Here is a 26,375-nt window from a genome sequence, read left to right as displayed (position 1 = left end):
TACGAAAGCCTAGAAATGAACATTTTCGCCGATTTCAGCGAGCGGATTACCAAAGCCGTCGAAGCGCTTGATTTGACTCCGAAAGAGGGCGGCGCGCTCGACCTGACGCGCATTGCCGTCGAGCCGCCGCGCGATGCGACCCATGGCGATCTGGCGACGAATGCGGCGATGGTGCTGGCCAAGCCGACCGGGCAGAACCCGCGCGCGCTGGCCGAACGCCTTGTGGCGGAGCTGTCCAAGGATGCCGACGTCGCCAAGGCAGAGGTTGCCGGCCCGGGCTTCGTCAATCTCAAGCTCCATGACGGCTTCTGGCAGAAGCACCTGGCTGATCTTTTGTCGCGCGGCTCCGACTATGGCCGCTCGGGCTATGGCAACAGGAAGCGCGTCAACGTCGAATATGTCTCGGCCAACCCGACCGGGCCGATGCATGTCGGCCATTGCCGTGGCGCGGTCGTCGGCGACGCGCTTGCCAACATTCTCGGCTTCGCCGGCTACGACGTGACCAAGGAATATTACATCAACGACGCCGGCGTGCAGATCGACGTGCTCGGTCGCTCGGTGATGCTGCGCTATCGCGAGGCGCTCGGCGACGAGATCGGCGAGATACCGGCCGGGCTCTACCCGGGCGACTACCTCGTGCCGGTCGGCCAGGCGCTGGTCAAGGAATTCGGCCGCGACCTCTTGCAGAAGCCCGAGGACGAGGCACTGGCGCTGATCAAGGAGCGCACCATTGCCGCGATGATGGTGATGATCCGCGAGGATCTGGCGCTTATCAACGTGCGCCACGAGGTGTTCTTCTCCGAGCGCACGCTGCATGCCGACAACGCCAAGGCGATCCGCTCGGCGATCAGCGACTTGACGCTGAAGGGCCACATCTACAAGGGCAAGCTGCCGCCGCCCAAGGGCGAGAAGCCTGACGACTGGGAAGATCGCGAGCAGACCTTGTTCCGCTCGACCGAGGTCGGTGACGACATGGACCGTCCGCTGGTCAAGTCGGACGGTGCCTTCACCTATTTCGCCGCCGACGTCGCCTATCTCAAGGACAAGGTCGACCGCGGCTTCGAGGAACTGGTGTTCGTGCTCGGCGCCGATCATGGCGGATACGTCAAGCGCATGGAAGCGCTGGCGCGCGCTGTCACCGACGGTGCGGTCAAGCTCGACGTGCTGCTGTGCCAACTGGTCAAGCTCTACCGCGACGGCGAGCCGGTCCGGATGGGGAAGCGCACTGGCAATTTTATCACGCTCCGCGATGTGGTCGAGGAGGTCGGCCGTGATGCGATTCGCTTCATGATGCTCTACCGCAAGAGCGACGCGCCGCTCGACTTCGATTTTGCCAAAGTCACCGAGCAGTCCAAGGACAATCCGGTGTTCTACGTGCAGTACGCATCAGCGCGCTGCCACTCGGTGTTCAGGCAGGCAAAGGAGCAGCTCGGCCAAGCAGAGTTCGCGCGCGCCGGCCTGATCGGGGCTGTCGAAAGGCTGACGGACGAAGGCGAAATCGCGCTCGTCAAGAAGCTCGCCGAGTATCCGCGCCTGATCGAACAGGCTGCACAGTCGATGGAGCCGCACAGGCTGGCGTTCTATCTCTACGACCTCGCAAGCACCTTCCACGGACACTGGAATCGTGGCACGGACAACCATGACTTACGGTTTGTTAAGGTTAACGATCCAGAATTGACCTATGCCAGACTCGGGCTGGTGCAGGCTGTTTCGGACGTTTTGACGTCAGGCCTGGCGTTGATCGGAGCGGATGCGCCGACCGAAATGCGCTAGGTTTTCCGGAGCTGAATGTCACCTTTTGCCCACATTGCGCTGGTAAGGGCCAACCTTACGCGACGTTCACTGCGTCCGAAAAAAGTGCGAGAGTTCGGGAAAAAGAATGGCAGACAGAACCCAGCTGAAGATCGCAGACAAGAATGACTTCGCCGACGAAGATCCCTTCGCCGAATTGACGAGGATCATGGGTTTCGACCCGCGCCAGCCGGTGGTGCGCCAGGATGTTGGCGCGCCCGCTGAGCGCATCGAACCGGCTGTCGACGACGACTTCGGCATTGATCTGGAGAAGGAACTGCTCGGCGAGCTGGCCGGCGACGATCTCGTCGCGGCGCCTGAGCACGTTGCCCCCGCGGCATATGTTCAGGCAAACGAACCGGCGTCCTACGCGCCCGTCGAATCGTCGGTTGCTTACGCGCCGACCGAAGAACGCACCCGTGAGCCGGAGTTCGCCTCCGGCGCGTCGTTCGACGATGCCGTTGCCGCGAGCTTCGACGATTTCTCGCTTGAGGACGAGCTGCTTCGTCCCGAAGAGCGGGCTTATGCTGCCGCACCTGCCTATGAGCCGGCGCCTGAAGTCAATTTCGCTCCGGAACCCGTTTTCGCTCCTGAGCCCGCTTTCACGCCCGAACCGTCCTTCACGCCTGAGCCCGATTTTGACGACGCGGTTGCTGCGTCCTTCGAACAGGAATTCTCGATGGAGGACGAACTGCTGGTGGCCGATGAGCCTGCCGAGCAGGTCGCTGCGCCGGTTTCTTATTCGACTTCGACCGAAGTCGATCTCGATGCCGAGTTCGACGTCGCCCTTGCCGATGTCGACATGAATTTCGCGGCCGTCGACGATGACAGCTACGCTGTTGAAGCAGTCGTCGACGATCAGCTGACGCTGGGCGAGTACCAACCGGCCGAGCCGGAAGTCACGTTCTCGCAGGTCGACCTGCTCGAGGAGCCGCAGGCGGTTGCAGCTCCCGTCGCCCAGGCCGAGGACTATGACGAGTTCGAACGCCGCCTGCAGGACGCGCTGCGCGACGAAGAGCCTGCCTATGAGCCTGTTGTGGCTTATGAGGCACCAGCCGTCGAGTCGGTGGTCGAAGCGCCGGTTTACGAGCCCGAGGTCGCCCAGGTCGCGGCTCCGGTGGCCCCAGTTGAAGACACCAGCCTCGAAGACGAGCTGAACGCACTGCTTGGCAATATGAGCAGCCAGGCCAAGGCGCTGTCCGAGCCGACGCCGCTTCGCGTCGTCGAACCGGTTGCTGTTGAGCCCGAGCCGACCTTCGCCAATTCGCTGTGGGCGCCCGAGCAGCCTGCCGAAGAGCCGGCGCAAGCTTTTGACGACACAGACTATGCGCCGTCCTATGACGCGCCGGTTGAAGAGTTCGTGGCCGCCGAGGAAGCGGCTCCCGTCCAGGCCGATGCCGGCTACTCCGAGCCGAGCTACGATCACCAGGCCGACATCGACGTCAGCTTTGATGATGACGCCTTCGACATGGCGCTCGAGCGCAGTGCCGTGGCCGAGGTGGCGGAAGTTGCAGCGCCGGCAGTCGCCGTCGCAGCAGCCGCTGCTGCCGCAGCGCCGATGCGTCCGCTTGCGGCCTCGCGCTACGAACAGGCCCGCAGCTGGGGCCTCGGCACGCCGGTTGCCCCGCGCGCAGCAGCTCCTGTTGTAGCAGCCCAGTCGAGCTACCAGCCGGAAGCAATCCAGCAGCCGGATGCCTATGTGCCGGTCGCGCCGACCTATGAGCCGCAGTCCGAACCCGTTGCCTATGCGCCCGAAGCTTATGCAGCGCAGGCCGAACCAGAGGCCTATGCGCCAGCTGAGCCCGAGGTCGATGATCTGGAAGCCGAGCTTTTCGCCGCCGTTTCGTCCTTTGACGATGCGCCCGATATCGAGACCGTCGATGTGCCGGAAAAAGCTGTCGCGCTCGCCGACGACCTCGACATCCCTGAATTGTCGTTCGAGGATGACGCCCCCCCGGCTCCTGCCTATGACGATCTCGACGGTGAGTTCTCGAACTTGATGAACGAGATGAACGCGCCTGAGGCCACCAAGCCGGCCACGTCGTCGAACTACGCGTCCAACCCCTATGCCGACGGCTTCGATCGCAAGACGCTGCGCGATGGCGATCCGTCGCAGCCGATCGACCTGGCAGGCGCTGCCGCAGCAGGTGCTGCAGCGATGTATGCCGGCCGCCAGCAGGCAGACGACCGCCTGGGTGGCTTCGACCTCGGCGGCATGCAGCAGAGCCAGGCAAATGCGCCGCGCCAGCAGGCCCAGGCCGACGAGTTCGACTACGATCCCGATTTCGACGAGGCGATGGAATCGCTGCCCGGTTCGCCGGCAGCCCGTCCGGCGCGTCGCGGCATGATGATCGCAGCAATCGTCGGCGCGGTTGCCGTCGTCGGTGGCATTGGCGCCTTCGCGCTGTCGTTTGGCGGCGGCGAGGGGGCAGGCGCCCCCGTCATCGTCAAGGCCGACGAGAGCCCGATCAAGATCAAGCCGGAAAATCCGGGCGGCGCAACCGTGCCGAACCAGGACAGCAAGGTCTATGACCGCGTCGCAGGCGGCTCGACCAATGGTGCTCCGGCCCAGGACAAGCTTGTTACCAACGCTGAAGAGCCAGTCGATCTCGCGGCACAGGAAGCCGAGGCGAACATGCCCGAAAACCTGCCGCTCAACGGCGATGACGTCGCCGCTGAACCGACCGCGAAGTCGGAAGAGCGTGTTGCGCAAGCGCCGCAGGCCGATCAGCCCGACGCCAGCACCGAGACGGCTGCTGTTGCTCCGCGCAAGGTCCGCACCATGGTGGTGAGGCCTGATGGCACGCTGGTGCCGCGCGAAGAACCGGCCCCGGCCGTTGTTGCCGCAACCGAGCCGACCGATCCGGCACCGCAGCGCGTTGCCGAGCCGGCAAGCGAAGCCACCGGCACCGTGCCTGCCCAGCCGGCGCTGGCGCCTGTCGTCAAGCCCGCCCAGTCGGCCAACACCCCGTCCACCGCTCCTATCGCGCCGCAGCGCCCGTCCGAGCAGCCGGTCGATGTCGTTGGTGAGGTCAAGCCTGACCAGGTCGCGGCTGTTGCGCCGTCGGCACCGGCGACGGCTGCAGCTTCCGGCGCCTGGGCCATGCAGATCGCCTCGCAGCCGAGCGAAGCCGCCGCGAAGTCGACCTATGCCGATCTCGCCCGCCGCTACGGCAGCGTGCTGAACGGCCGCGAAGTCAGCATCGTCAAGGCCGACATCGCCGGCAAGGGCACGTTCTGGCGCGTTCGCGTACCTGCCGGCACCCGCAACGATGCGGTCAGCCTGTGCGAAAGCTACAAGGCCGCCGGCGGCAACTGCTTCGTTTCGAAGTAAGCGAGCCACACCCAAATCGGAAAACGGCGCAGCTAGGCTGCGCCGTTCAGACTGCTGACGAACCCCGTCGAATTTCGGCGGGGTTTTGTTTTGTGGGTTGATTGAGCTTTTGGATTGATGTCGGGGGGCAGATGCCAAGGCCGTTGCGAGCCCGCTTTGGCCTCATGCGAGGCTTGGTTTTGGCTTTGGCCAGAGGCTGATTGCGATCTTTTTCATGTTTTGGGCGGCGGCTGCGATCAGGCACTGGCAGGCGACGCGTGTTCGCCCTCGGAAGCGTGCATAGCGATGGCCGAAGAGCTGCTTGGCATCGGCGAAGGATCGCTCGACCGTCTCCTTGCGGCGTCGATAGATCGCCTTGCCCCATGCGGTTAAGCGGTTGGCATCGACCCGCTCGCGGACATCCTGCCAGACATGGCGCGTGATGGTGCGCTCGGCCTTGGCGTTTGATGTGCAAGACGCCAGCAGCGGACAGTTGCGGCAGATCGTCGGGTCGCTCTTGTAGTGGCGATAACCGCCGCGATCGGTGGTGGCGTAAGTGAGCAACTGGCCCTGCGGGCAACGATAGCCGTCAAGGTCCGGCTCATGGACGAAAGCGCCCTTCCTCATCTTGCCAGGCTTTGGCCGGGGCGGGTTGCGATAGCCGACGACACCCTGGATGTTCCTGTCCTCCAGGCCCTTGGCGATGCCTGGCGTGGCATAGCCGGCATCCAGCCCCGCCGCCGTGACGTCGAAGCCGAAACGCTCCACCTGGCGGTCGAGCCGGTCGAGATAGACGATCGAGTCATGCACGTTGGCCGGCGTGGCAAACGTGTCGGTGATGATGCCGAAGCCGCCATCCACCGTGCGGTGATCGAGATAAAAGAAGCCCTTCGGCTTGCCCTCGCGCACCATATAGCCTGCCTCAGGATCGGTGCGCGAGACCTTCGTCTCTTTCACCGCAGGCTGCCGCTCCTGCTCCTTCAGCGCCTTCTGGCCGTGCAGCGCCCGTTCGGCATCGATCGCCCGGTCGAGTTCGCCCCAGTAGTCGGCACGCGACTTGGCGACCATGGCAAGGTCGTACTTGCCCTTGTTGGCATTGGCCTTCAGGTGCGTGCTGTCGGTGTAGAGCACCGTGCCGTCGACCAAGCCTGCCCCGATCGCCTGCTCGACAATGCGGTCGAAGATCGCCTGCGCGATCGTCTCGTCCTGGTAGCGCCGGCGGCGGTTCTGCGACAATGTCGAGGCGTCGAACACCTTGTCCGTCAGCTTCAGCCGCAGGAACCACCGGTAGGCGACATTGACCTCGATCTCTCGCACCAATTGCCGCTCCGAGCGCACCCCGAACAGGTAGCCGATGAACAGCGCCTTGAACATCAAGGTCGGATCGAGTGGCGGGCGACCATTGTCGGCGCAGTAAAGCGGCGCTGTCAGATCGTGGATGAACGAGAAATCGATAACACCATCGATCTTGCGCAGAAGGTGATCAACTGGAACCAGTTGGTCAAGCGTGACGATCTCAAGTGCGGTTTGTTCAGGGCCAGCTCGCTTCAACATCACCCACTGAATCACAAACCCCCAACTCTCGCCAGGGGTTTGTCAGCAGTCTGAACGGCGCAGCTAGGCTGCGCCGTTTTCGTTTTGGGGCCATCGGCAGGCACGATTCTATGTCAGGTCAAAAGGCGCTAAGCTCTTGGCATGACCGAATCACCGCCTGACACGTTGGGGACGCGGCTTTCTGGGGATTACCGGGCAAAGACCGCGGCAATCCTTGCGGCGGATGCCGATCTTGTCCTTCATTGCAAAATCGCCGGCAAGTTGCATGCCCGCGCTGAAACCGTGCAGCAGGCGGAATTCGGACACACTTTCGAGGCAGTTGCATAGCCTCTCAAGGAGAAGGCACGGAATTGGCGGAAGCATTGGAAAGCAAGGCGCAAAAGCCAGCACCGATGGACCGTCTGTGGGCGGAGAACGCTGACGACCGCATGACTGACGATCCGTCGCTGGTCGTTGACGTCGCCGGCTTCGAAGGCCCGCTCGATCTTCTGCTGCACCTGGCGCGCAGCCAGCGTGTCGATCTGTCCCGTATTTCCATCCTGGCGCTCGTCGAGCAGTACCTGACCTTCGTCTCGCAGGCGCGGGCCCTGAGGTTGGAGCTCGCCGCCGACTATCTGGTCATGGCGGCCTGGCTCGCCTTCCTCAAGTCGAAGCTTTTGATCCCCAAGTTGCCGGGCGACGAGGGCGAGAGTGGTGAAGAGCTGGCCGCCGTGCTGCAATTCCGCCTGAAGCGCCTGGAAGCGATGCGCGATGCCGCCTCTCGGCTGGTCAATCGCAACCGGCTCGGTCGCGATGTCTTTCAGCGCGGCGCCCCCGAACTGGTCATCATCGACAAACGCAACGAGTACTCGGCCTCGTTGTTCGATCTCTTGAGCGCCTATGCCGGCCAGCGCCAAAGGCAGGCGATTACCAATGTGCAGATCGCCAAGCGCGGTGTCTGGTCGCTGAAGGCAGCACGCGAGATCCTGACCCGCATGGTCGGCGAACTGAAGGACTGGACTGCGCTCGATCATTTCCTGATCCGCTACATGACCAGCCCCGAAGAGCGTGCAACGGCGATCGCCAGCTCGTTTGCCGCCAGCCTGGAAATGGTCCGCGACGGGACCGTCGAAATCCGTCAGCACGAGCCGTTTGCGCCGATCTACCTGCGCGAACGCCAGGCCGCGGCCCCGCAGACCGAAGGTGCGTCATGACCGAAGGATCAAATGTCGTCCCGTTTGCCCTCGACGACGAGGATGGCGAGACCGTGGAGCGCAACCCGGCGGCTAGGCTGCATCTGGCCGAGGCCGTGCGTATGGCCGAAGCGATCGTTTTCGCCAGCGCCGAGCCGGTGAGCGAGCGGCAACTGGTCGCACGGCTGCCGGAAGGCATCGACGTTCCCGCCGCCATGGCCGAGTTGCAGCGCATTTACGAGCGTCGAGGCGTCAATCTGGTCAAGGTTGCCGATTCCTGGGCGTTCCGTACTGCCGGCGACTTGGCCTTCCTGATGAGCCGCGACACCATCCAGCAGAAGAAGCTGTCGCGCGCCGCCCTCGAAGTGCTGTCTGTCATCGCCTATCACCAGCCTGTGACCCGCGCCGAGATCGAGGATATCCGCGGCGTCGAGACCTCGAAGGGAACGCTCGACACCCTGATGGAAACCGAATGGGTGCGCATGCGCGGCCGGCGCAAGACGCCGGGCCGGCCGGTGACCTATGGCACGACCGACAAGTTCCTCGACCATTTCGGCCTGGAGGAGATCCGCGATCTGCCCGGCATGGAAGAGCTGAAGGGGGCAGGGCTGTTGTCGTCGCGCATGCCGCCCGGCTTCTCGGTGCCGTTGCCACCGTCCGATCCTGACCTGCTCACCGACGACGAGGACCCGCTCACCGACATCGACTTGGAAGAGCTCGGCCTGTTGACACCCCGCGCCACAGATGATTGACCCGCGCCGGTGTGGAACCGGCAGCAGGAGGTCGATCCTGTGACGACAAATCAAGCCCAGACGGCAGCGCGTGTCACCGCGGGCGTGACCTTCGCCGCGCGGTTGGCTTTTGAGGACATCCGCCATTCCTTCGTCAATGGCTCCGAGACGCTGCGCGAGGTCAGTCTTGCCGCCGAGCCAGGCGAGGTGTTGTGCCTGCTAGGACCGTCCGGCTCAGGCAAGACGACGCTGCTCCGGATTGCCGCCGGCATCGAGGCGCAGACCTCCGGGCGCGTACTGCTGAACGGCAAGGAAATCGCTGGTCCTCAGGTGTTCCTGCCGCCGGAACGGCGCTCTATCGGCCTGGTGTTCCAGGATTTTGCGCTGTTTCCGCATCTGACCATCCTCGACAACGTCCGCTTCGGGCTGACCGCGCTGTCGCGCGAGGAGGCCAGGAGGGAAGCGCTGATCGCGCTCGCCCGCGTCGGGCTCGAACATTACGCCGACAACTATCCGCATGCATTGTCGGGCGGCGAACAGCAGCGCGTGGCTCTAGCTCGCGCGTTGGCGCCGCGACCGGCGGTCCTGTTGATGGACGAGCCGTTCTCCGGGCTTGATTCGCGCCTCAAGGATTCGGTGCGCGCCGAAACCCTGGCGATCCTGCGCGAAAGCCGGGCGACTGCCATCGTCGTTACCCACGATGCCGAAGAAGCGATGCGCATGGGCGACCGCATCGCGCTTTTGAAGGACGGCAAGCTGGTACAGACGGGCAGGGCGGAGGACCTCTACCTCAAGCCGGCAAACCTGTTCGTCGCCGGCTTCTTCTCCGAGCTCAACGTCTTTCCCGCCAAGGCTGTCGACGGTTATGCGATGACACCGGTGGGCGAGGTCGAAACCGACGCTTCGGAAGGCGCCGACGTGCTCGTGGCTGTGCGCCTGACCGGCATCGACGTCAGCGAGACATCAGGCGAAACCCAGGCCCGCATCATTTCCAGGCGCTATCTCGGCGTCGTCGAATTGCTTGAACTCGCGGTGCCGGGGGCCGAGACGCCGGTGCGGGCGCGCATACGCTGCGGCGCTTTGTCCGCAAAAGCACGTGATATATGGCTGTCGCTTCGGAAAGCGGATGTTCTAGTGTTTGAATCCGGAAGCGAAAGAGCCTAGATCAATCGCAGGGAAACTGTTCAAGAGAGAGTTCAATGGGTTCGTTTTCAATCTGGCACTGGCTGATCGTCCTGGTCGTCGTGCTGCTGCTGTTTGGTCGTGGCAAGATCCCGGAACTGATGGGCGACATGGCCAAGGGCATCAAGAGCTTCAAGAAGGGTATGTCGGACGACGAGGCCGATGACTCCAAGACGGTCGAGCATCGCAACGACGAGACTGTGAACTCGACCAAGGAAAAGGCCAGCAAGAGCTGACCCGCACCTCTTGCTAGCCGGATCGCACCGACATGTTTGAAATCGGCTGGACCGAAATGCTGGTGATTGCGGTCGTCATGATCGTGGTCGTCGGCCCCAAGGATTTGCCCAAGATGCTCCGCACAATGGGGCGGATGACGGCCAAGGCTCGTTCCATGGCGGGCGATTTTCAGCGCCAGTTCAATGAGGCGCTGAAGGAAGCCGAGCTCGACGACGTCAAGAAGTCGGTCGACGAGCTGCGCGGTCTCAACCCCGCGCAGCAGATCAGAAAGCAGCTCAATCCTTTCGAGCAGGCGGCCTCCGATGTGCGTGCCGGCCTCGACGCGGCGATGAAGCCGTCACAGCCGGCGCCGCCGGCTGATCCTGCCGTGGACGCAACGCATCCCGCCGAACCGCTGAAGAACGGCGCAACCGTCATGCCAGGCGTTGCCGGGCCGGACGCAATGCCTGCCACATCACCGGTGTTTCCGGCCGCCGAGGTCAAGGCCACGCCTGTTCCTGCGCCAGCGGTTGCAGCCAAAGCCGAAGAGCCGAAGGCAGCGCCCAAGCCCAAGGCCGCGGCTAAAGCTGTTGCCGCGCCCAAGCCTGCCGCAAAAGCCAAGGCTTCGGTAGCAACGACCAAGGCACCCGTGGCCAAGGCCGCTCCGGCAAAGGCGCCGGTAGCCAAGGCTGCATCGGCCAAGGCTGTTGCGCCCAAAAAGACCACCAAGACGACCAAAGCAGGAAAAGCCTCGTGAGCGCCGAAGACGACGAAATCGAGAAGTCCTCGGCGCCGCTGATCGAACATCTGGTCGAATTGCGCACCCGGCTGATGTGGTCCATCGGCGGTTTCTTCATCGCCTTCCTTGTCTGCTTCTTCTTTGCCAAGCAGCTGTTCAACCTGCTGGTCATCCCGTTCAAATGGGCGACCAACTGGGCCGGGCTCGATCCGCACAAGGTCGAGCTGATCTACACCGCGCCGCAGGAATTCTTCTTCACGCAGATCAAGCTCGCCATGTTCGGCGGCCTGGTGATTGCATTCCCTGTCATTGCCTCGCAGATCTACAAGTTCGTCGCACCCGGCCTCTACAAGAACGAGCGTGCGGCCTTCCTGCCGTTCCTGATCGCTTCGCCGGTGCTTTTCCTGATGGGCGCGTCGCTGGTCTATTTCTTCTTCACGCCGATGGTGATGTGGTTCTTCCTCGCCATGCAGCAGGCCGGCACCGACGACCAGGTGCAGATTTCTCTGCTGCCCAAGGTGTCGGAATATCTCAGCCTGATCATGACGCTGATCTTCTCCTTCGGCCTGGTGTTCCAGCTGCCCGTCGTGACGACACTGATGGCGCGGGTCGGAATGGTCAGTTCGCAAGGGCTGGCCGAGAAGCGCAAATGGGCGATCGTCATCGCTTTCGTCGTTGCGGCAGTGCTCACCCCACCCGATCCGGTAAGCCAGATCGGCCTTGCCCTTCCCACGATCCTTCTTTACGAGATTTCCATCTGGACCGCCCGGATGATCGAAAAGAAGCGCGAACAGGAACGTGTGGCGCGCGAAAAGCAGGATGCGGACGACAGTGCCGCGGCCCCGCAATCGCAAGCAGCATCCACTTCGCTCGAAGGCACAGGCAGCGCCGACAAGGCCGGCTGACAGCCCGATCCGCCGGCGCGGTCGTTCGACAACTGCCGCGACCGGAACCTTTTAAATGCTTGATATCAAATGGATTCGCGAGAACCCTGAAGCTCTGATCGAAGCGCTGATGAAGCGCAGTCAGTCGGCGGATGCGGCAAAGTCGACGGTCGAGGACCTGATCGCCAAGGACGAGGCGCGGCGCGCCCATGTCTCGAAGTTGCAGGAGGCGCAGGAGCGCCGCAACGCCGCCTCGAAAGAGATCGGCAACGCCATGCGCAATGGTGATTCCGCCCTTGCCGAGAAGCTGAAGGCCGAAGTCGCAGAGATCAAGGGTTTCATCCAGGACGGAGAAGGCCGCGAGCGTGAGCTCGACAAGGCGCTCGACGCAGCCCTGGCCGTGATCCCCAACGTGCCGCTCGAAGACGTGCCCGTCGGCAAGGACGAAACCGGCAATGTCGTGCTGCGCACCGTCGGCAAGGTGTTGCCGCGCCCGAACTGGGTGAAGGAGCATTTCGAGATCGGCGAGGCGCTCGGCCTGATGGATTTCGAGCGCGCCGCGAAGCTGTCCGGGGCGCGTTTCACCGTGCTCAAGGGCCAGATGGCCCGGCTCGAACGTGCCCTCGGCCAGTTCATGCTCGACCTGCACACGTCGGAACACGGCTACACCGAAGTGCAGCCGCCGCTTCTGGTGCGTGACGAGGTGCTGTTCGGCACCAACCAGCTGCCCAAGTTCGAGGAAGACCTGTTCTTCGTGCCGCATGGCGAGAGCCGGCTCGGCCTGATCCCGACCGCCGAGGTGCCGCTGACCAATCTGGTGCGCGAGGAAATCCTGGCCAACGAGCAGCTGCCGCTGCGCATGACTGCGTTGACACCGTGCTTCCGTTCGGAAGCAGGCTCTGCCGGTCGCGACACGCGTGGCATGCTGCGCCAGCACCAGTTCTACAAGGTCGAGCTGGTCTCGATCACGGACGCCGACAGTGCGCTGGCCGAACACGACCGCATGACCGAATGCGCTGAAGAGGTGCTGAAGCGCCTCGGCCTGCCGTTCCGCACCATGGTTCTGTGCACCGGTGACATGGGCTTCGGCGCGCGCAAGACACACGACATCGAGGTCTGGCTTCCCGGTCAGAACACCTATCGTGAAATCTCGTCCTGCTCGGTCTGCGGCGACTTCCAGGCGCGCCGCATGGATGCCCGCTACCGTCCGAAGGAAGAGAAGGGCACGCGTTTCGTGCACACGCTCAATGGTTCGGGCGTTGCCGTCGGCCGCGCGCTGATCGCCGTCATCGAGAATTACCAGAACGAGGATGGCAGCGTAACGATTCCTGAAGCGCTGCTGCCTTACATGGGTGGCCTGACCAAGATCGAAGCGAAGTGACATGCGCATTCTGCTGACCAACGACGACGGCATCCACGCCGAAGGCCTGGCTGTCCTGGAGCGGATCGCCAACCAGCTGTCGGACGATGTCTGGGTGGTGGCACCGGAAACCGACCAGTCGGGTTATGCGCATTCGCTGTCGATCTCGGAGCCGCTCAGGCTGCGCAAGATCAGCGACAAGCATTATGCCGTGAACGGCACGCCAACCGACTGCGTCATCATGGGCGCCCGCAAGATCCTGCCCGAGCCGCCGGACCTGATCCTTTCGGGCATCAATTCGGGTCTCAACGTTGCCGATGACGTGACCTATTCGGGCACGGTGGCGGGTGCCATGGAAGGTGCTCTGATCGGCATCCGCTCGATTGCGCTGAGCCAGGCCTATATCTATGAAAACGACGAACGCATCGTGCCTTACGATACGGCCGAGGCACTGGCCCCGGCCTTGCTGCGCAAGCTTATCGCCACGGAACTGCCGATCGGCGTACTGCTCAACGTCAATTTCCCGAATTGCCCGCCCGAAGAGGTCACCGGACCTGTGGTTGCCAGCCAGGGCAAGCTTGCCTACGGCATCTGGGTCGAGGAGCGCCGCGACGGCCGCAGCCTGCCATATTACTGGCTGCGTTTCGGCCGCGATGAGCCGGAGGTGAAGCCGGGCACGGATCTGCACGCCGTGCGCAACAAGCAGATTTCGGTCACGCCGCTCAAGCTCGACATGACGGCGCATGAACTGCGCGATCAATTGGCCAAGGCTATTGCATGAACATGATGCCGGACGACCGTGAGGGCTTCGCCGCCTTTCTTCTTCGCCTGCGCGGGCGCGGCATCGTTCCGAAAAATCTGATCGCCGCCTTCGAGGCAACACCCCGTCGCGACTTCCTCGCTGGCCAGTTCCATTCCATCGCCTGGTCGGACCGCATGCTGCCGATCGAATGTGGCGAGGCGATCGAAGGCGCGGATCTCCAGGCGGCGGTCATATCAGCGCTCAACATCGAACAGGGAAACCGTGTGCTCGAAGTCGGTACGGGTTCCGGCTACACAGCCGCGGTCATGGCTCGGCTTGCCGGCCGGGTCGTCACCGTCGAGCGTTTCAAAACCCTGACCGATCTGGCGCGCCAGCGCTTCGAGATGCTCGGCCTTGGCAATGCGCTGGTCCGCCAGGCCGACGGTTCGAACGGCCTGCCGGGCGAGGGGCCGTTCGACCGCATCGTCGTATGGGCTGCTTTCGACAGCCATCCACGCATGTTCGTCGACCAGCTGTCGAGCGGCGGCACCATGATCGCGCCGATCGGCCCGGAAGAGGGCGAGCAGGTGTTGTGCAAGCTGACCAAGATCGGAAGCCGCTTCGAGCGCGAAGACCTCGGCGTCGTCCGCCTGCAGCCGCTGGCCCGCGGCGTCGCTGCCGTCATCTAAGTCGGCACCACCCACATCGCTGCTATTTGCCCGCCGCCGGGGCCTCCAGCCCACCTCGGAAAGCGTTTTGTCGCGAGCTGGCGAAGCTTTTGATTTATTTGATCCTCTTAACCGGCCAGTAACATTAACGCGCTTTAATCAAGCCTAGTTGGTATCGGGTAAAGCGCGGGTCAGTGCGATGCGTTTCAGTATTTTGAAGGCGAATAAACGCTCTCTGGCGCGCGGCGGCGCCGTTCTGCTGGTTGCCGGCATGGCAGCAGGGTGCAGTTCCGGAGTGTCGCGATTTGGCGGCGGTGGTGTCGATGACATCTTCACTGCATCGACGCCGAACCAGCGTTCGATCATCAACCAGCAGCCGCAGCAGCAGCCATTCCCTGGCGATGCCCAGATGGCGATGCCGGTTGCCTCGGCCAGTGCCGGTTCGGTCAGTCGCGGCAGTCTGCAGCCGGTGTCGTCGCAGCCTCTGCCGGCACCAGTCGCCCAGGCGCCAGCGCTTGCTCCGGCTCCGGTTCGTACCGCCCAGGCTCCGGCTCAAGCCCCGGCATTGGCACCTGCGCTGGACAATAGGTCGACCGGCACGATAGCCCAGCCGCAGACGGCGCAGGACAATACGCTCAAGGTTCCGGGCAAAAATCCGCAGCCGGCCACCTTGCCGAGCAACAAGGTTGCGGTGCTGCCCCAGCAGCCCAAGACCAAGGAAACCGCAACCGCGCAGCTCGGCTCGCCGACCGACAGCAATGCCAAGCCGGCAGGTGCCGGCGGCGGCTACAAGGTCGTCGAAGGCGATACGCTCAACCGTATCGCCAAGAAGCTCGGCGTGTCGACGGCGACACTCAAGGAGGCCAACAGCCTGCAGGACGGCCGCATCAGGATCGGCCAGACGCTGAAGGTGCCGGCTGGTGGCGCGACCTCGACTGTTGCCAAGGCAGCACCCGCCGTCGACCCGGTCGTGACCGCAACCGCTGCGACAGCCGCTCCGAAGCCGGCCGTTGCCGCGGCCAAGCCTGCGGCCGAAGCTCCCGCCGTTGCGGCCTACACGCCGCCGAAGAAGGACAAGCTGGTGCAGCAGGCCGAGGAATCGGCCGAGGCAGCGCCAAATGCCACCGGTATCGACCGCATGCGCTGGCCGGTGCGTGGCCGCGTCGTTTCCAACTACGGCAAGGGCGGCGGCAAGTCGAATGACGGCATCGACATCTCGGTGCCGGAAGGCACGCCGGTGAAGGCTGCCGAAAACGGTGTCGTCATCTATGCCGGCGACGGGCTCAAGGAATTCGGCAACACGGTGCTGGTGCGCCATGAGAACGGCCTCGTCACCGTCTATGGTCATGCAAGCTCGCTCAAGGTCCAGCGCGGCCAGAAGGTCAAACGTGGCGACGAGATCGCGCTGTCAGGCATGAGCGGTTCGACCGATGCCCCGAAGCTGCATTTCGAAGTGCGCAAGAACTCCACGCCGGTCGATCCGAGCGGCTACCTCGAATAGGCACTCGATCCACGCATCGCTTTCCGAAAATCGTAAGGGGTTTTCGGATCGATGCCGGCGCGGGTCGCCTGACCTCCATCAGTCCCGCCATATCAGCCCGTCCCGACCAGGGGCGGGCATTTTTCGTTTGGAGGGTTCAGTCTTTCAGCGGCTGGCCCAGGCGGCCGGCGAGGTCCTGGATGAACTGCCAGGCAACGCGGCCCGAGCGGCTGCCGCGCGTCGTCGCCCACTCCAGCGCCTCGGCGCGCAGGGTCTCCGGATCATTGTCGAAGCCGTGGTAACGGGCATAGCCGTTGACCATCTCGAGATATTCGTCCTGCGAGCATTTGTGGAAGCCGAGCCACAGGCCGAAGCGATCGGAGAGCGAGACCTTTTCCTCGACAGCCTCCGACGGGTTGATCGCCGTCGAGCGCTCATTGTCGATCATGTCGCGCGGCAGGAGATGCCTGCGGTTCGACGTTGCATAGAAGATGACATTGGCGGGCCTGCCCTCGACGCCGCCTTCGAGGGCTGCCTTGAGCGACTTGTACGAGGTGTCGTCATGGTCGAACGACAGGTCGTCGCAGAACAGGATGAAGCGAAAGGGCGCCGCCTTGAGAAGGTTCATCAGCTTGGGCAGGGTGTCGATGTCCTCGCGGTGGATCTCGATCAGCTTGAGCGGCGTCGCCGTCTTGCCCGAGGCGTTGATCGTGGCATGTGCTGCCTTGACCAGCGACGACTTGCCCATGCCGCGCGCACCCCACAAAAGCACGTTGTTGGCAGGCAGGCCGGCGGCGAAGCGCTCGGTGTTGTCGACGAGGATGTCGCGGACGCGGTCGACGCCCTTGATCAGGCCGATGTCGACGCGGTTGACCCGCAATACGGGTTCGAGAAAGCCCGGATCGGCCGCCCAGACATAGCAGTCGGCGGTGGCGATGTCGGTTTCGGGGACGGACGGAGGCGCAAGCCTGGTTACCGCAGCGATCAGAAGATCCAGCTTGGAGTTGAGCGCTTCGATGGTCTTTTCCATGGCCGATCCCGTCAGTCTCTAGACATTACCTGTGCGCGACGCTGTAACACGCTCAAATTGCGCGGAAAAGCGCCACGGCTTGGGCCAAGCGTAGTTGCATTGGTGGCATGAGCGACTATATTCCGCGCACATTTCCGGGGTCCCGATGTGCGGTATCCCGATACTTTCTCAGGAGACATTCATGTTCGTCACGCCGGCATACGCACAGGCCGCCACCGCGGGAGCGCCCGACGTTCTCATCAGCATCTTGCCGTTTGTGCTGATCTTCGTGGTCATGTATTTTCTGATCATCCGCCCGCAGCGCACCCAGTTGAAGAAGCGCGGCGAGATGCTTACGGCGATCCGCCGCGGCGATACGGTCGTCACCGGTGGTGGCTTCGTCGGCAAGGTGAGCAAGGTCATCGACGACCACGAGCTCGAAATCGATCTGGGCAATGGTCTCAAGGTGACGGCGCTGCGTGCGACGATTTCCGACGTTCGGGTCAAGGGCGAGCCGATCGCCAACCAGAACGCCAAGAAGTAATCGTAGGCGGGCGATAAGCACCGCGATCACGCCTTATCGGACGAGGCCAAATGCTCTATTTCTCGCGCTGGAAGACAATCTCGATCTGGGCCGTCGTGCTCCTCGGGGTGCTCTTCACCATCCCGAACATGCTGACCCAGTCTCAGCTCGATTCCCTTCCGGGGTGGTTTCCCAAGCGCGCACTGACGCTTGGCCTCGACCTGCAGGGCGGTTCGCACATCCTGCTGTCCATCGACCGGCAGGACCTGGTCGATGAACGCCTGCAGGCGACCCGCGACGACATTCGCACGCTGCTGCGCGACGCTAAGATCGGCTACACCGGCCTGACCGGCACCGGCACCACGGTGCAGGTGCGCATCAGCGATGTGAACGAGATCGATGCGGCCAAGACGGCGCTCGCGCCGTTGGTTGCGCCGTTGTCGTCGAGCATGTTCGGCACCGGTACGGTGAGCGAGCTGTCGCTCGAGGAGCCCGAGGCCGGGCTTCTGCGCTACACGCTGACCGAAGGCGGCATCGACTACCGCGTCAACAATGCCGTGACCCAGTCGATCGAGGTCATCGGCCGCCGCGTCAACGAGCTCGGCACCACCGAGCCGATCATCCAGCGCGCCGGCGCCGACCGCATCCTGGTCCAGGTTCCGGGCCTTCAGGATCCGACCCGTCTCAAGGAAATCCTCGGCAAGACCGCCAAGCTGACCTTCCAGATGGTCGACCAGTCGATGTCGCCGCAGGAGGCCCTGCAGGGCCGCCCGCCGGCAGGCTCGACGGTCATGTATTCGCAGGACGATCCGCCTGTTCCCTACCTGATCGAAAACCGCGTCATCGTGTCGGGTGAAAACCTGACCGACGCGCAGGCGACCTTCGACCAGCGTACCTCGGAAGCCGTCGTCTCCTTCCGCTTCGACGGCAAGGGCGCATCGCGCTTCGGCCAGGCCACCCAGCAGAATGTCGGCCGCCTGTTTGCCATCATCCTCGACAACCAGGTGATCTCGGCACCGCGCATCAACGAGCCGATCCTCGGCGGTTCGGGTCAGATTTCCGGCAGCTTCACCGCTGAAAGCGCCAATGATCTGGCAGTGCTGCTGCGCGCCGGTGCGCTGCCCGCCGACCTCACCATCGTCGAGGAACGCACCGTCGGTCCGAGCCTTGGCGCCGACTCGATCGCCGCCGGCAAGTTCGCCTCGGTCATCGCAGGCATCCTCGTCGTCGGCTTCATGCTGGTCGCCTATGGCACGCTCGGCATCATCGCCAACATTGCGCTTGCCGCCAACGTGGCGCTCATCATCGCGATCCTGTCCATCCTGGGTGCCACGCTGACCATGCCCGGCATTGCCGGCATCGTGCTGACCGTCGGCATGGCGGTCGACTCCAACGTCATCATCTACGAACGCGTGCGCGAAGAGCGGCAACTCGGCCGATCCCTGGTACAGTCGCTGGACTCGGGTTTTGCCCGCGCGCTGGCGACTATCGTCGACGCCAACTTCACCACCTTCATCGCCGCCCTGATCCTGTTCTATCTCGGTTCGGGGCCGGTTCGCGGCTTCGCTGTCACGCTCGCCATCGGCATCTTGACGACCGTTTTCACCGCCTTCACCCTGACCCGCTGGCTGGTTTCGATCTGGCTGCGCCGCGCCAAGCCCAAGGAACTGCCCAAGGGCCTGGTGCGCTTCGTGCCCGACAACACCAGCTATCCGTTCATGTCTTGGCGGCGCCATGCCTTCACCCTGTCCGCAGCGGCGTCGATCCTGGCGGCCGTGCTGTTCTTCTCGATCGAGATGAATTACGGCATCGACTTCCGCGGCGGCACCAGCATCGAGGTGCAGTCCAAGAGCGGTACCGCTGACTCGGCCGCCGTCCGCGCCAGGCTGAGCGAGCTCAACCTCGGCGACGTTCAGGTGCAGGAGTTCGGCGCCAACAACACGCTGCTGATCCGCGTCGAGGGGCAGAATGCCGGCGACAATGCCGAGCAGAGCGTGGTCGAGAAGGTGCGCGGCGAGCTTTCCGCCGAGTACGATTTCCGGCGCGTCGAATCGGTTGGACCGACGGTGTCGAGCGAACTTGCCTGGTCGGGAACGATCGGCGTGCTCGCCGCCATGCTGGCGATGCTGATCTACATCTGGTTCCGCTTCGAATGGCAGTTCGCGCTCGGTGCGATCATCGCGACTGTGCACGACGTGACGATGATGGTCGGGCTCTATGTCATAACCGGCATCGAGTTCAATCTGACCAGTATCGCGGCCATACTGACGATCGTCGGCTATTCGATCAACGATACCGTCGTCGTGTATGACCGCGTGCGTGAAAACCTGCGCAAGTACAAGAAGATGCCGATCGAGCAACTGCTCGACCTGTCGATGAACCAGACGCTGTCGCGCACCGTGCTGACGGGCGTGACGACGCTGCTGGCCCTGGTTTCGCTCTACCTGTTCGGTGGCGAGGTCATCCAGTCGTTCACGCTGGCGATGATCTTCGGCATCCTGGTCGGCACCTACTCGTCGATCTTCGTCGCTGGTCCGCTGCTGATCCTGTTCAGGCTGCGGCCTGAAGGCGCGGACGACATGGGCAAGCCGGCCGTGCCGGCCGGTGCCCAGCCGACCAAGTCGTAAGCCATGGCGGGAATGATCATCCGCGAGGCGCATTTCCCGGGACGGGCGCCCGTCGACGCTTATGGCGACGGCGGCTTCCGTTTCGCCGACATGTCGCATCGCGGATCGATCCTGTGCCTGCCGTCAGGCATCTATGGCTGGCAGCCGGCCGATGCGCAGGCGCTGCAGCCGTCCGATTTCGACAAGCTGTTCGCCGAGGCCGGGGCTGTGGAGATCCTGCTCGTCGGAATGGGTAAGGAGTTGCGCCGCCTGCCGGAAGCGTTGCGCGCCGCGCTGAAGGCCGCCGGAATCTCGGCCGACCCGATGTCGACGGGGGCAGCGGTGCGCACCTACAACGTGCTGCTTGCCGAAGATCGCGCCGTCGCCGCGGCCTTCATTGCTGTCGACTGACGTGCACGGCGCAACCGACCCGGCGAAAGTTCTGATGGATACGGTGCGCGTTGCCGACCGCGACCGCTATCTTGCCGCGCTCTACGCCCCCGAGGACAAGCGGCCGGCGCTTCTGGCGCTCTATGCGTTCAACGCCGAGATTGCAGCCATCCGCGACCGCGTCAGCGAGCCGATGCCCGGTGAGATCAGGCTGCAATGGTGGCGCGACGTCATTGCCTCGGGCAGTCGGGAAGCCGGCGCCGGACATCCGCTCGCCTCAGCCTTGATGGCGGCGATCGAATCCTATCGTCTGCCTGTCGCGGCTTTCGACAACTACCTCGAAGCCCGTATCTTCGATCTCTACGACGACCCGATGCCGTCGCGAACCGACCTCGAGGGCTATTGCGGCGAGACTGCCTCGGCGCTGATCCAACTGGCTTCGCTGGTGCTCGATGCCGACGGCGCGCCGAAGCATGCGGAGCTTGCGGGCCATGCTGGTTGCGCCCAGGCGATCGCAGGGTTGCTGCGCCTGCTGCCGATGCACCGGGCGCGCGGCCAATGTTATGTGCCACGAGACATCCTTGCTGCGGCCGGCCTGACGCCGGAAGAGTTCGTCGCTGGCATCGACGACCAAAGATCGACTGTCGCCGTCCAGGCGATGATTGCCTTGGCGCGCGAGCATCTCCGTGCCTTCGAACGCGGCGCCAAGGCGCTGCCGCAGTCATTGCGGCCAGCCTTCCTGCCGATTGCGCTGACGCCTGCCTATCTCGACCGCGTCGAGCGCGGCAAAGATGGCATGTCTGTGCTGCGCAAGCATTTCGCCATGGTCGCGACAGCTTCCCGTGGGTGGCGCTAGACTATCGTTGACGTAAACGTCAACGATGCTAGTCTGCCGCTGAAATCGCCTGGAGAGCGGTTTCGGGAGGACATCTGTTATCATGAGCTTGCCAATTCTGGTGGCGATGGTCGTCGTCGGCATATCAGCGGTAGTGGCTGCCGTGCATCTTAGTGGCGGCAGTGCAAAGGCGCAGCTGGCGGGCACGGACCATGCGCTGCAGCGGTTTGCCACCGACTTTCCTGATGTCGCGTCTCGCGCGGTGCTGCTGACCGAGGACGGCGGCACGGCGTTCCTGCAGCTCGACAACGGCTCCGTCGGTATCGTCCGCGGCATCGGTGACAAGTTTCTCACGCGTATCGTGACCGGGGCCGATGTGGCGGCCGTAACTGTCCGCGATGACAGGACCGTAGCGCTGAGCTTGCTCGACTTCACCTGGAAGGGCGGAGACTTCCGCTTCACGGATGCCGAGGCTGCCGGCGCTGTGGTCGCCGCGCTTTCGGGCAGATCAGGCGCAAGCGGCGAAGGGGATAAGGCGTGATGGAGAACTACGATTTTCCCAAGGTCACGGAGCTTGCGATTCCGTTCTTCGTGATCGCGATCCTGATAGAGCTTTGGCTTGTTCGCACAGGCCGGGCGAAGGGCGCTTTCGAAACGCGTGACACGCTGACGAGCCTGATGATGGGCACAGGAAACGTGGTTGCCGGCCTTTTGCTCGGCGTCGTGTCCTACTGGGCTCTGCTCTGGGTCTGGCAATTCAGGGTCTTCGACCTTGGCCTGTCGCTCTGGGTGTTCATCACAGCCTTCCTGCTCGATGACCTGCGCTACTACTGGTACCATCGCATCGCCCACCGCGTGCGCTGGGTCTGGGCCGAGCATGTGAACCACCATTCGAGCCAGCACTACAATCTGTCGACCGCGCTCAGGCAAAGCTGGACCGGCCTGTTCACCGGCATGTTCATCCTGCAGATGCCATTGGTGCTGCTCGGCTTCCACCCGGCGGTTATCGCCTTCGTCTTCGGCTTCAACCTGGTCTGGCAGTTCTGGATCCACACCGAGGCCATCGGCAGGATGTGGGCGTGGTTCGAGTTCATCTTCAACACGCCGTCACATCATCGGGTGCACCACGCCACCAACCCGCGTTACCTTGACGCCAATTTTGCCGGCACGCTGATCATCTGGGATCGCATGTTCGGCACTTTCGTCGAGGAACGGGAAGAGGACCTGCCGCGCTACGGTATCGTCCACAACATCGGCACCTTCAATCCGGTCCGCGTCGCCTTCCATGAATGGATTGGCATGTTCAAGGACGCATTCGCGCCCGGGCTCAGCCTGCGCCAGCGCCTCGGTTACCTGTTCATGCCGCCGGGCTGGAGCCATGACGGCTCGCGCGAGACCTCGGAAAGCCTGAAAGCCGCCTATGTCAGGCGCAATCCCGGCGAAGCGGGCAAGCCGGGGCTGCCTGAAGCGGGGCCGATACCTGGCGAGTGACCTCGCGCGCGTGAGCGCTAGGACGAGACGTACCGCTCGCGCCGCGTGAAGAACAGGAAACGATCAAGCCCGCGGGCGTTGACGTAGGAGCGGACGTCATGGTGCAGGCGCCGGGCGACGCTGGCCGATGACGCATTGTCGGTGGCGACAATCGAGCCGATCAGGGGCTCGGTGGTCCTGGCGAAACCGAAAGCCATGGCGGCGCGGGCGGCTTCGAGCGCGTAGCCGCGTCCGCGCCATTGCGACGCTATGTGATAGCCGATTTCCAGCACGCGGGTGCCGCCGGCATCCTGCCAGGTCGGGCCGCAGTCGCCGATCAGCGCACCACTGGTCTTGTCGATGATTGCCCACAGGCCAAAACCGTCGCGCTGGTAGCGTTCGCGGTTGCGGTCGATCCACTCGATCGCCGCGGCCTCGTTCGTCATCTCCGGATAGAAACGATGGGCATAATCGTCATTGAAGACGGACTGGATCGCGACGGCGTCGCCGCGTTCCATTTCCCTGAGCGTCAGCCGTTGCGTTTCCGCAAGCGCCATGGCCTGATGCCTACTCCGCGGCCTGTGCCGCAGGCGCAAGGCCGAGCCAGGCGCGGCAGTCGACGAGCGCGCGCGCCGTCATCGCCTTCTTCTTGGCAACGGTCTTTTCCTTGCCGCGCAGGCGCTTGCCTTCGACTTTCGGCGCTTCCATGACCGGGAACAGGCCGAAATTGACGTTCATCGGCTGGAACGAGCGCTTGCCAGGCTCGTCGTCCGAGACGATGTGCCCGCCGGTGATGTGGTTGAGCAGCGCACCGAAGGCGGTGGTCACGGGTGGCGTGCTGATCTGTTGTCCTAAGCGCTGGGCGGCGGCGAAGCGGCCGGCCAAAAGCCCGATGGCAGCACTTTCGACATAACCCTCGCAACCGGTGATCTGGCCGGCAAAACGCAGGCCCGGTCGCGACGTGAGCTGCAGCGTCGGGTCGAGCAGGGTCGGCGAGTTGAGATAGGTGTTGCGGTGCAGGCCGCCGAGACGCGCAAATTCGGCGTTTTCCAGCCCCGGAATCATGCGCAGCACATTGACCTGCTCGCCATGCTTCAGCTTGGTCTGAAAACCGACCATGTTGTACAGCGTGCCGAGCGCATTGTCCTGGCGCAGTTGCACAACTGCATAGGCCTTCACAGTCGGGTTGTGCGCATTGGTCAGGCCCATCGGCTTCATCGGCCCGTGGCGCAGGGTCTCGCGACCACGCTCGGCCATCACCTCGATCGGCAGGCAGCCGTCGAAATAGGGCGTGCCTTCCCACTCCTTGAACTCGGTCTTCTGTCCATCGAGCAGCGCCTGGACGAAGGCGTCGTACTGCTCCTTGTCCATCGGGCAGTTGATGTAGTCCTTGCCGGTACCGCCGGGGCCGACTTTGTCGTAGCGCGACTGGAACCAGCAGACATTCATGTCGATGCTGTCGAAATGGATGATCGGCGCAATCGCGTCGAAAAAGGCGAGCGCGTCGGCACCGGTGCTGGCGGCGATCGCCTCGGCCAGCGAAGGTGCGGTGAGCGGGCCGGTTGCGATGATCGTCTGGTCCCAGTCCTCGGGCGGGAGGCCGGTGATTTCCTCGCGCACGATTGATATCAACGGATGCGCTTCGAGCCGTGCGGTGACGGCATTGGAGAAACCGTCGCGGTCGACGGCGAGCGCGCCGCCGGCGGGAACCTGGTTGGCGTCGCCGGCGCTCATGATCAGCGAGCCGGCAAGCCGCATCTCGGCGTGCAGCAGGCCGACGGCGTTGGTTTCGGCGTCATCCGAGCGAAACGAATTGGAACAGACAAGCTCGGCCAGGCCGTCGGTCTTGTGCGCGTCGGTGCCGCGCACGCCGCGCATTTCATGCAGGATCACAGGCACGCCGGCCGAAGCCACCTGCCATGCCGCTTCCGATCCGGCGAGACCGCCGCCGATGATGTGAATGGGTTTTGTGCTCATGGCGCCGGAATAATCCCTTGGCCAGGGGAATGCAACGATTGGGCGGCTTGCGAGTTGCAGCCGGTGCGGGACAATCACTAGGATCATGCCATGACGAGACGTTCGTTTGTTCTGTTTGCCGGCCTCGTTGCCATCATGGCCGGCAGTCCGGTCACTGACCGCGCCGTCGCGGCCCCGGCAACGTCCATCGACATCTGCCATGGCTATGGCTGCGCGTTTCGTTCGCGCCTCGATCTTGGACCCGGTGATGACCGCAAGTTGGCATCGATCATGGCTGCCGGCCGTGCCGCGCCGGAGGCCGAGCGCAAGGCGATCGCCCGGGCAGTCAGCTATTTCGAAAAGCGGGCGCAGCAAGTGACAGGCGTGCGCGATCAGCCACGCTCGGAGTTCGGCGCCTCGAAGATACGCGGACAGATGGATTGCGTCGATGAATCGACCAACACCGATGCATTGCTGCGCTACCTCGCGCGTCGCGGCCTGCTCCGCCACCACAAGGTGGAGGCACGCGATTCCAGGGGCTTCCTGCTCGATGGCCGCTATCCGCACTGGACGGCGGTGATCCGGGGCCCCGACGGCGTCAAATGGGTTGTCGATTCCTGGTATGCGCCGCTGGGTGGCGCGCCCGACATCATCCGGCTCAACGACTGGAAGCAGCGCGGTGTGCTGGAAAGCGGCGCGCTGAACTAGGGCAGCTATCTCCCGAGATCGAAGGCGCGGCGCCAAAACGACAATACCCGCCGGGGGAGGACCGGCGGGTATTGGTTTTGGTGGTCAGCCTCTGGGAGGAGGAGGAAGCTGACCTATTCGCCTTTGCCGGGGAGGAGGTCGGCGCAGGCTGAATTGTGTTCGCCAATCGAAGAGGGCGACGCTCTCTACAGCGCCGCGCGTCCATTTGGACGCGCAAAGAACGCAGTAGCATTTATGGTGGGTGCATGATCCTTTCCGAAAATCGATTTCGATTTTCGGGGTCATGGACCGGGTAACAACACCTGCCGGGGGAGGAGGTCCGGCAGGTGTCGTTATTGGTGGTCAGCTCAATGGGAGGAGAAAGCTGACCTATTCGCCATTGCCGGGGAGGAGGTCGGCGTTGGCTGAATTCTGTTCGCCAATTGAAGAGGGCGAGGCTCTCGGGCTAACGACACCCGCCGGGGGAGGAGGATCCGGCGGGTGTGTTAAAGTGGTCAGCTCAATGGGAGGAGAAAGCTGACCGGATCCATCGGGGTCGGGGAGGAGGTCGACCCGGACGGAAAGCTTGAATTAGATTGCGCGGCGGGCGATCGACTGGATCTCGCCACGATTGATGCCGAGATCGGCAAGCTGGCGGTTCGACAGACGGCCAAGCTCGTTCACCGTCTCGCGATATGCACGCCAGTTGCGGTAAGTGCGGAGCAAGTTCATTTCAGTTCTCTTTTCGGTTCGGACAGGTAGTTTGGGTAGATCGGCTTCGGTTAGATCGCCTTGCGAGCGACGAAATGGATGTCGCTGCGGGTAATGCCGAGGTCGGTCAGTTCACGGTTCGACAGGCGGCTCAGCTCGGAGACAGTGTCACGGTAGCGGCGCCAGTTGCGGTAGTTGCGGATCAGGTTCATCTTCGTTTTCCGTTCGTCTTCTTTTCTCTTCTGTGTACGGGGCGTAGATAGGACGCCCTTGCCTAAAATTGAAGCGCTATGCTCGCATGGCAGCAATGCGTTTTGTGCATTGCAACATTAATGGGCATTAAGGCTTCGGTCATA

General features: G+C 63.4%; 26 protein-coding genes. 20 read left to right on the top strand and 6 right to left on the bottom strand.

Annotation, left to right across the window (positions count from 1 at the left end; genetic code table 11):
* Window positions 1–15: 15 nt before the first annotated feature.
* The gene (gene argS, locus SLT36_RS17280) at window positions 16–1,773 is read left to right on the top strand and encodes an arginine--tRNA ligase (RefSeq protein WP_432283662.1); all 1,758 of its coding nucleotides are present in this window, start codon (window positions 16–18) and stop codon (window positions 1,771–1,773) included.
* 106 nt (window positions 1,774–1,879) lie between these two features.
* Window positions 1,880–5,125 (top strand): SPOR domain-containing protein, encoded by a 3,246-nt coding sequence (locus tag SLT36_RS17275; protein ID WP_432283661.1) that lies wholly within the window; start codon window positions 1,880–1,882, stop codon window positions 5,123–5,125.
* A 162-nt stretch (window positions 5,126–5,287) separates the two neighbouring features.
* On the opposite strand, the gene SLT36_RS17270 is transcribed toward SLT36_RS17275, so the two are convergent.
* The gene (locus SLT36_RS17270; RefSeq protein ID WP_432283660.1) at window positions 5,288–6,658 is read right to left on the bottom strand and encodes an IS1182 family transposase; all 1,371 of its coding nucleotides are present in this window, start codon (window positions 6,656–6,658) and stop codon (window positions 5,288–5,290) included.
* Window positions 6,659–6,799: 141 nt separating this feature from the next.
* Between SLT36_RS17270 and SLT36_RS17265 the strand changes: the two genes are divergently transcribed.
* From SLT36_RS17265 to SLT36_RS17215, 11 genes are all read left to right on the top strand, one after another.
* On the top strand, window positions 6,800–6,985 hold the full coding sequence (locus tag SLT36_RS17265) for a hypothetical protein (RefSeq protein ID WP_067961615.1): 186 nt from the start codon (window positions 6,800–6,802) through the stop codon (window positions 6,983–6,985).
* 65 nt (window positions 6,986–7,050) lie between these two features.
* A complete protein-coding gene (locus SLT36_RS17260) occupies window positions 7,051–7,851 on the top strand; it encodes a segregation and condensation protein A (protein ID WP_067961616.1) in 801 nt (266 codons plus the stop codon).
* A complete protein-coding gene (scpB, locus tag SLT36_RS17255; RefSeq protein WP_432283659.1) occupies window positions 7,848–8,582 on the top strand; it encodes an SMC-Scp complex subunit ScpB in 735 nt (244 codons plus the stop codon). The genes SLT36_RS17260 and scpB overlap by 4 nt, the downstream gene beginning before the upstream one ends.
* Window positions 8,583–8,621: 39 nt before the next feature.
* Complete coding sequence (locus SLT36_RS17250) at window positions 8,622–9,725, top strand: ABC transporter ATP-binding protein (protein ID WP_432283658.1); 1,104 nt, start codon at window positions 8,622–8,624, stop codon at window positions 9,723–9,725.
* A gap of 35 nt (window positions 9,726–9,760) precedes the next feature.
* Window positions 9,761–9,979 (top strand): twin-arginine translocase TatA/TatE family subunit, encoded by a 219-nt coding sequence (locus tag SLT36_RS17245; protein WP_115732237.1) that lies wholly within the window; start codon window positions 9,761–9,763, stop codon window positions 9,977–9,979.
* A gap of 32 nt (window positions 9,980–10,011) precedes the next feature.
* Window positions 10,012–10,716 carry a Sec-independent protein translocase protein TatB gene (tatB, locus tag SLT36_RS17240; RefSeq protein WP_432283657.1) on the top strand — a complete coding sequence of 235 codons (705 nt, stop codon included), beginning with the start codon at window positions 10,012–10,014 and terminating at the stop codon, window positions 10,714–10,716.
* Entirely contained in the window at window positions 10,713–11,603 is an 891-nt protein-coding gene (gene tatC, locus SLT36_RS17235; protein ID WP_067961623.1) for a twin-arginine translocase subunit TatC, read from the top strand. The genes tatB and tatC overlap by 4 nt, the downstream gene beginning before the upstream one ends.
* A 55-nt stretch (window positions 11,604–11,658) precedes the next feature.
* Window positions 11,659–12,963, top strand: a complete 1,305-nt coding sequence (gene serS, locus SLT36_RS17230) for a serine--tRNA ligase (RefSeq protein WP_432283656.1) — start codon at window positions 11,659–11,661, stop codon at window positions 12,961–12,963.
* A gap of 1 nt (window position 12,964) precedes the next feature.
* Window positions 12,965–13,723: a 5'/3'-nucleotidase SurE gene (gene surE / locus SLT36_RS17225; protein ID WP_432283655.1), complete on the top strand. Its 759-nt coding sequence runs from the start codon at window positions 12,965–12,967 to the stop codon at window positions 13,721–13,723.
* Window positions 13,720–14,373, top strand: a complete 654-nt coding sequence (locus tag SLT36_RS17220) for a protein-L-isoaspartate(D-aspartate) O-methyltransferase (protein ID WP_154384054.1) — start codon at window positions 13,720–13,722, stop codon at window positions 14,371–14,373. The genes surE and SLT36_RS17220 overlap by 4 nt, the downstream gene beginning before the upstream one ends.
* 178 nt (window positions 14,374–14,551) lie before the next feature.
* Complete coding sequence (locus SLT36_RS17215; RefSeq protein ID WP_432283654.1) at window positions 14,552–15,853, top strand: peptidoglycan DD-metalloendopeptidase family protein; 1,302 nt, start codon at window positions 14,552–14,554, stop codon at window positions 15,851–15,853.
* A 136-nt stretch (window positions 15,854–15,989) separates the two neighbouring features.
* Here SLT36_RS17215 and SLT36_RS17210 read toward each other — a convergent pair whose 3' ends face one another.
* Window positions 15,990–16,862 carry an ATP-binding protein gene (locus SLT36_RS17210; protein WP_154384056.1) on the bottom strand — a complete coding sequence of 291 codons (873 nt, stop codon included), beginning with the start codon at window positions 16,860–16,862 and terminating at the stop codon, window positions 15,990–15,992.
* A gap of 181 nt (window positions 16,863–17,043) precedes the next feature.
* On the opposite strand from SLT36_RS17210, the gene yajC reads away from it, so the two are divergent.
* From yajC to SLT36_RS17180, 6 genes are all read left to right on the top strand, one after another.
* Window positions 17,044–17,385, top strand: a complete 342-nt coding sequence (yajC, locus tag SLT36_RS17205; RefSeq protein WP_067961635.1) for a preprotein translocase subunit YajC — start codon at window positions 17,044–17,046, stop codon at window positions 17,383–17,385.
* Between the two features lie 50 nt (window positions 17,386–17,435).
* Window positions 17,436–19,991: a protein translocase subunit SecDF gene (gene secDF / locus SLT36_RS17200; protein WP_067961636.1), complete on the top strand. Its 2,556-nt coding sequence runs from the start codon at window positions 17,436–17,438 to the stop codon at window positions 19,989–19,991.
* A gap of 3 nt (window positions 19,992–19,994) precedes the next feature.
* Window positions 19,995–20,381: an Mth938-like domain-containing protein gene (locus tag SLT36_RS17195; RefSeq protein WP_067961638.1), complete on the top strand. Its 387-nt coding sequence runs from the start codon at window positions 19,995–19,997 to the stop codon at window positions 20,379–20,381.
* Between the two features lie 34 nt (window positions 20,382–20,415).
* Window positions 20,416–21,216, top strand: coding sequence for a phytoene/squalene synthase family protein (locus tag SLT36_RS17190; RefSeq protein ID WP_067966476.1), 801 nt, complete (start codon window positions 20,416–20,418; stop codon window positions 21,214–21,216).
* 82 nt (window positions 21,217–21,298) lie between these two features.
* A complete protein-coding gene (locus SLT36_RS17185; protein WP_067961640.1) occupies window positions 21,299–21,736 on the top strand; it encodes a hypothetical protein in 438 nt (145 codons plus the stop codon).
* The gene (locus tag SLT36_RS17180) at window positions 21,736–22,686 is read left to right on the top strand and encodes a sterol desaturase family protein (RefSeq protein WP_192316220.1); all 951 of its coding nucleotides are present in this window, start codon (window positions 21,736–21,738) and stop codon (window positions 22,684–22,686) included. Before SLT36_RS17185 ends, SLT36_RS17180 begins: the two co-directional genes overlap by 1 nt.
* A gap of 17 nt (window positions 22,687–22,703) precedes the next feature.
* Here the strand turns inward: SLT36_RS17180 and SLT36_RS17175 are convergent, their stop codons facing one another.
* Together SLT36_RS17175 and trmFO are read right to left on the bottom strand one after the other, a co-directional pair.
* On the bottom strand, window positions 22,704–23,222 hold the full coding sequence (locus SLT36_RS17175) for a GNAT family N-acetyltransferase (RefSeq protein WP_192316222.1): 519 nt from the start codon (window positions 23,220–23,222) through the stop codon (window positions 22,704–22,706).
* Between the two features lie 10 nt (window positions 23,223–23,232).
* Window positions 23,233–24,642 carry a methylenetetrahydrofolate--tRNA-(uracil(54)-C(5))-methyltransferase (FADH(2)-oxidizing) TrmFO gene (trmFO, locus tag SLT36_RS17170; protein WP_154384060.1) on the bottom strand — a complete coding sequence of 470 codons (1,410 nt, stop codon included), beginning with the start codon at window positions 24,640–24,642 and terminating at the stop codon, window positions 23,233–23,235.
* Between the two features lie 90 nt (window positions 24,643–24,732).
* Here trmFO and SLT36_RS17165 point away from each other — a divergent pair, with 90 nt between their 5' ends.
* Window positions 24,733–25,329, top strand: coding sequence for a hypothetical protein (locus tag SLT36_RS17165; RefSeq protein WP_432283653.1), 597 nt, complete (start codon window positions 24,733–24,735; stop codon window positions 25,327–25,329).
* A gap of 570 nt (window positions 25,330–25,899) precedes the next feature.
* On the opposite strand, the gene SLT36_RS17160 is transcribed toward SLT36_RS17165, so the two are convergent.
* Window positions 25,900–26,040, bottom strand: coding sequence for a DUF1127 domain-containing protein (locus tag SLT36_RS17160; RefSeq protein ID WP_018427695.1), 141 nt, complete (start codon window positions 26,038–26,040; stop codon window positions 25,900–25,902).
* A gap of 50 nt (window positions 26,041–26,090) precedes the next feature.
* Window positions 26,091–26,231, bottom strand: a complete 141-nt coding sequence (locus SLT36_RS17155; RefSeq protein ID WP_082496386.1) for a DUF1127 domain-containing protein — start codon at window positions 26,229–26,231, stop codon at window positions 26,091–26,093.
* Window positions 26,232–26,375: the final 144 nt, after the last annotated feature.

This window comes from Aminobacter sp. BA135, assembly GCF_050859125.1.
GTDB classification, from domain to species: domain Bacteria; phylum Pseudomonadota; class Alphaproteobacteria; order Rhizobiales; family Rhizobiaceae; genus Aminobacter; species Aminobacter ciceronei.
Note: the sequence above shows the minus strand (reverse complement) of the source record. Positions and strands in the feature narration are given on the sequence as shown.